At 74.1% G+C, this 4876-nt stretch carries 5 protein-coding genes; 3 read left to right on the top strand and 2 right to left on the bottom strand.

The genetic code is table 11. The features are described from left to right. Positions 1-56: 56 nt before the first annotated feature. Both ABFC67_RS00895 and ABFC67_RS00890 read left to right on the top strand, forming a co-directional pair. Positions 57-593, top strand: a complete 537-nt coding sequence (locus ABFC67_RS00895; RefSeq protein WP_346736156.1) for a pseudouridine synthase — start codon at positions 57-59, stop codon at positions 591-593. A 234-nt stretch (positions 594-827) separates the two neighbouring features. Then, complete coding sequence (locus ABFC67_RS00890; RefSeq protein WP_346736155.1) at positions 828-1574, top strand: class I SAM-dependent methyltransferase; 747 nt, start codon at positions 828-830, stop codon at positions 1572-1574. Between the two features lie 215 nt (positions 1575-1789). Here ABFC67_RS00890 and ABFC67_RS00885 read toward each other — a convergent pair whose 3' ends face one another. Then, positions 1790-2509 (bottom strand): metalloregulator ArsR/SmtB family transcription factor, encoded by a 720-nt coding sequence (locus ABFC67_RS00885; RefSeq protein WP_346736154.1) that lies wholly within the window; start codon positions 2507-2509, stop codon positions 1790-1792. A gap of 136 nt (positions 2510-2645) precedes the next feature. After that, positions 2646-3449, bottom strand: coding sequence for a TatD family hydrolase (locus ABFC67_RS00880; protein WP_346736153.1), 804 nt, complete (start codon positions 3447-3449; stop codon positions 2646-2648). A gap of 62 nt (positions 3450-3511) precedes the next feature. Here ABFC67_RS00880 and hrpB point away from each other — a divergent pair. Then, positions 3512-4876: ATP-dependent helicase HrpB (gene hrpB, locus ABFC67_RS00875; RefSeq protein ID WP_346736152.1), on the top strand; the 1365-nt coding region annotated here is incomplete at its 3' end.

Below are 4876 nucleotides of genomic sequence, written 5' to 3'. Positions count from 1 at the left end.
CTAGGGAGAGGGAGACAAGACGTGCGGCGCGCGCCACGCGAAGACGAGCCACCCGCATGCTGATCGCGCTGAACAAACCTTATGGCGTGCTCTGCCAGTTCACCGACCGCGAAGGGCGGCGCACGCTGGCCGAGTTCGTCGCGCAAAAGGACGTCTATCCGGCCGGGCGTCTCGACTTCGACTCCGAAGGCCTGCTGCTGCTCACCGACGACGGCGCGCTGGCGCACCGCCTCACCGATCCGCGCAAGCACGCACCGAAGACCTACGTGGTGCAGGTGGAAGGCGTGCCGAACGAGGCCGCGCTGGCGGCGCTGCGCCGCGGCGTGGTGTTGAACGACGGCCGCTGCCGCCCGGCCGAGGTCGAACTGCTGGCGAAGGCGCCCGGCTGGCTGTGGCCGCGCGATCCGCCGGTGCGCTTCCGCAAGAGCGTGCCGACCGCGTGGCTGCAGATCACCATCCGTGAGGGCCGCAACCGCCAGGTGCGGCGCATGACCGCCGCCGTCGGCCTGCCGACGCTGCGCCTGGTCCGCACCCGCATCGGCGACTACGCGCTGGACGGCCTCGCGCCCGGCGCGGCGCGCACGCTCGCATAGGGCGGGTCTCGACCCGCCCGTGTGCGCTTTGCGCACGACGCGAGGCGGAACGTGCGCGGAGCGCACGCTGCCGGCCTCGTGATGGCTGGCGGGTGTGGATCGATGCGGATGCGCGCGGGCCGGCAACGGCCATGTCTGCGGCCATCCGCGTCAAGGGCCTTTCGGATCGCGACGCACGCGTTGGCAGGCCGTGGCCCGCCCCACTATCCTCGCGTTCCCGCCCGGGATACGTGCATGCCGTTCAAGGACCACTTCTCCGGCCACGCCGCGATCTATCGCGACGCGCGTCCGCACTATCCGCCGGAACTCTATGCGTGGCTCGCCGCGCAGGCGCCGGCGCGCGAACTCGCCTGGGACGCCGGCTGCGGCAACGGCCAGGCGACGGTCGCGCTGGCGGCGCACTTCGCGCGCGTGGTCGGCACCGATCCCAGCGCGGCGCAGGTCGCCAACGCGGAAGCGCACGCGCGCGTCGAGTACCGCGTCGAGCCCGCCGAGCAGTCGAGCTTCGCCGACGGGAGCGTCGACCTGGTCAACGTCGCGCAGGCGCTGCACTGGTTCGACCACGCGCGCTTCTACGCCGAGGTGCAGCGCGTGCTGAAGCCGGGCGGCGTGGTCGCGGCGACGGCCTACGCCGACTGCAGCGTCGACGCGGCGGTGGATGCGGTCAAGGACCGCCTCTACATCGACATGCTCGGCGCGTACTGGCCGCCGGAGCGGCCGCTGGTCGACAGCGGCTACCGTACGCTGGCGTTCCCGTTCGAGGAAATCGCAGCGCCGCCGTTCGCGATGCGCGTCGAGTGGACGCTGGCGCAGTTCCTCGCCTACCTGCGCTCGTGGTCGGCCACGCAGCGCTACCTCAAGGCGCGCGGCGAGGATCCGGTGGCCGTCGTCGCGCCGGATCTCGCGGCGGCGTGGGGCGATGCGGACACGCCGCGCGAAGTGCGCTGGCAGTTCCACGTGCGCGTGGGGCGCAGGCGCTGACCCGGGGGTTTCCGCGCAGGCGGTCGGAGCCGATGTCTCCCGCGCCGGCGCCAACCGCAGGCACGCGGCAGGGTGGGCGCAGGGCGGGCCGTAGGGTGGGCGTAGGGTAGGCTATAGCCCACCAATGCCTCGTTCGATGACGTTGCGATGGTGGGCTGAAGCCCACCCTACAGCCCACCCTACGTCCACTCTGCGTGCTCGTGGCGGCGGGAGCTTCATCCGCGATCGTCCACCGCCACGCCCAGCCGGCGCAGCCCGGCGCGGCCCGGCGGCGTCAGCGCGAGCGCGCGCGTCTGTCCCGTTCGGCGCAGCCAGCCGCGTTCGAGCATGCGCGCGGTCAACTGCACGCCCAGCGTGCCGCCGAGATGGAAGCGGCGTTCGGTCCAGTCGAGGCAGGCGCGGCCGCGCAGCCCGGCGGCATGCGCGTCGTCGGCGAGCAGGTCGGCCTCGCGCAGCCGCGCCGCGCCGCGTGGGGTCAACTGCAGCGCGTCGCGGTCGAACTGCAGCGCGTCCGCGCCGAGCTTGAGGTCGCCCTCGCGGCTCAGCCAGTCGTAGACGGCCACGCCGAGTTGTCCGGCCAAGTGCCTGTAGCAGGTGCGCGCGTAGGCCAGCGCGGGATCGTCGCGCGGCGCGCGCGCGCTGTGCGCGGGGCGCGCGTGCAGCAGCGGCAGCGTTTCCAGCACCTGCGCCGCGGTTTCGCTGGCGATGCGGTAGTAACGATGCCGGCCCTGCGGCAGCGCCGCCAGCAACCCGCCGGCGACCAGCCGCCGCAGGTGCGCGCTGGCCGTGGCCGGCGCGACGCCGGCCACGCGCGCCAGCTCGCCCGCCGGGCGTGCGCTGCCGTCGGTCAGCGCCAGCACGATCGCCGCGCGCGACGGATCGGCGAGCAGCGCGCCGAGTTCGGCAAGCTGGTAGCGCGTGGGGAATGCGTGCATGCCGGCATGCTAGCGCAGCACCGCAGTCCACGCTTCGGCGTGCGTCGAAGCGAAGCGCCGCCGCCGCATGCGCGATCCCGGATGCCGGCGTTGCGACGGCGGATCCGTCCCCGCGGTCTTCCGCGTGGGAGCGGCTTCAGCCGCGAATCGTCGCGGCGAGGTCGAAGAACGCGCGCGCGGTGGCGGTGCTGGCGGCGGCGGTCGTCTGCGCGTCCTCGCCGCGATCGCGCGCCACCTCCTCGCAGATGTGCGCGAGGTACATCGGCTCGTTGCGGCGGTGCGCCGGCTGCGGACGCACCGTGCGCGGCAGCAGGTAGGGCGCGTCGGTCTCCAGCATCAGCCGGTGGGCGGGGATCTCACGCACCAGCTCGCGCAGGTGCGTGCCGCGGCGCTCGTCGCAGATCCAGCCGGTGATGCCGATGTGGCAGTCGAGGTCGAGGTAGGCGTACAGCGCCTCGCGGCTGTCGGTGAAGCAGTGCACCACCGCGGCCGGCACGCGGTCGCGCGCCTCTCTCAGCAGGGCGAGGAAGTCGGCGTGCGCGTCGCGCTGGTGCAGGAACAGCGGCTTGCCGTGCTCGACCGCGATCGCCAACTGCTGCTCGAACACGCGCAACTGCACCTCGCGCGGCGAGTAGTTGCGGAAGTAGTCGAGGCCGGTCTCGCCGACCGCCTTGACCTCGTCGTGCACGATCAGCTTGCGCAGCAGCGCGTCGGTGTCGGCGTCGTAGTCGGTCGCGTGGTGCGGGTGCACGCCGGCGGTGGCGTACAGCACGCCGGGATGCGCGCGCGCCAGCGCCAGCGCGTGCTCGCTGCCGTCGCGGCTGGCGCCGGTCACCACCATCTGCACCACGCCGTGCGCCCGCGCGCGCTCGAGCACGGCGTCGAGGTCGTGGCGGAAGGATTCGTGGGTGAGGTTGGCGCCGATGTCGACCAGTTCCATGCGGACCTCCGTGCGGGCCGCGCATTATCGCGGCTGGCGGCGGCGTGTACCATGCGCGCGCGATGAGCGCCCCCGCCTTTCCGATCACCCCGCTGCTGCCCGAGATCCGCGCCGCGCTGGCCGCCGGCACGCGGCTGGTGCTGGAAGCGCCGCCGGGCGCGGGCAAGACCACGCAGGTGCCGCCGGCGCTGCGCGACGAACCCTGGCTGGCCGGGCGCCGCATCGTGATGCTGGAGCCGCGCCGGCTGGCCGCGCGTGCGGCGGCGGAGTTCATGGCGCGCCAGCTCGGCGAGGAGGTCGGGCAGACGGTTGGCTATCGCATCCGCTTCGAGGCGCGGGTGAGCGCGGCGACGCGCATCGAGGTGGTCACCGAGGGCATCCTGACGCGCATGCTGCAGGACGATCCGGAGCTGGCCGGCGTCGGCGCGCTGCTGTTCGACGAATTCCACGAGCGCCACCTGCAGGGCGACCTCGGCGCCGCGCTGGCGCTGGACGTGCAGGCGACGCTGCGGCCCGACCTGCGCCTGGTCGTGATGTCGGCGACGCTGGACGGCGAGCGCGTCGCGCGCTGGCTGGACGCGCCGCGCATCGCCAGCCCCGGGCGCGCGTTCCCGGTGCGCGTCGCCTATCCGCCGGCGCGCACGCCGGAGCCGTGGGAATCGCACCTGCGCCGCGCGGTCGAACTGGCGCTGACGGAAACCGACGGCGACGTGCTGGTGTTCCTGCCCGGCCGCCGCGAGATCGCGCGCGCGCAGGACGTGCTGGCGAACCTCGATGCGCCGGCGCTCGACGTGCTGCCGCTGCACGGCGAGCTGTCGCTGGCCGAGCAGCGCGCCGCATTGGTGCCGGCCGAGCCGGGCACGCGGCGCGTGATCCTTGCCACCAACGTCGCCGAATCCAGCGTGACCTTGCCCGGCATCCGCGCGGTGGTCGACAGCGGCCTGGCGCGCGAGCCGCGCTTCGATCCCCACTCCGGCCTGACGCGGCTGGAAACGGTGACGATCTCGCAAGCCTCCGCCGACCAGCGCGCCGGCCGTGCCGGCCGCGTCGCGCCGGGCGTGGCCTATCGGCTGTGGCCGGAAAGCAAACGCCTGGAACCGGCGCGCACGCCGGAGATCGCGCAGGTGGAGCTGTCCGGACTGGCGCTGGAACTCGCGGCCTGGGGCATATCGGCGCACAGCAGCGGCGCGCTGCCGTGGCTGGAAGCGCCGCCGGCCGGCGCGCTGGCGCAGGCGCGCGAACTGCTGCAGCGGCTCGGCGCGCTGGACGACGCGCAGCGCATCACCGCGCTCGGCCGCGCCATGCTGAAGCTGGGCGCGACGCCGCGCCTCGCCGCCGCCGCGTTGCGCGCACCGGAGACCCTGCGGCCGCTGGTCGCCGACCTGCTGGCGCTGATGGAAGCGCGCTCGCCGTTGCGCGGCGAGGGC

Source organism: Mizugakiibacter sp., assembly GCF_039680435.1.
Taxonomy (GTDB): domain Bacteria; phylum Pseudomonadota; class Gammaproteobacteria; order Xanthomonadales; family Rhodanobacteraceae; genus Mizugakiibacter.
Note: the sequence above shows the minus strand (reverse complement) of the source record. Positions and strands in the feature narration are given on the sequence as shown.

Bases quoted from the DNA above. Each gene is read 5' to 3' on its own strand.
- ABFC67_RS00895 (WP_346736156.1), top strand. From the start codon at position 57: ATGCTGATCGCGCTGAACAAACCTTATGGCGTGCTCTGCCAGTTCACC.
- ABFC67_RS00890 (WP_346736155.1), top strand. From the start codon at position 828: ATGCCGTTCAAGGACCACTTCTCCGGCCACGCCGCGATCTATCGCGAC.
- ABFC67_RS00885 (WP_346736154.1), bottom strand. From the start codon at position 2,509: ATGCACGCATTCCCCACGCGCTACCAGCTTGCCGAACTCGGCGCGCTG.
- ABFC67_RS00880 (WP_346736153.1), bottom strand. From the start codon at position 3,449: ATGGAACTGGTCGACATCGGCGCCAACCTCACCCACGAATCCTTCCGC.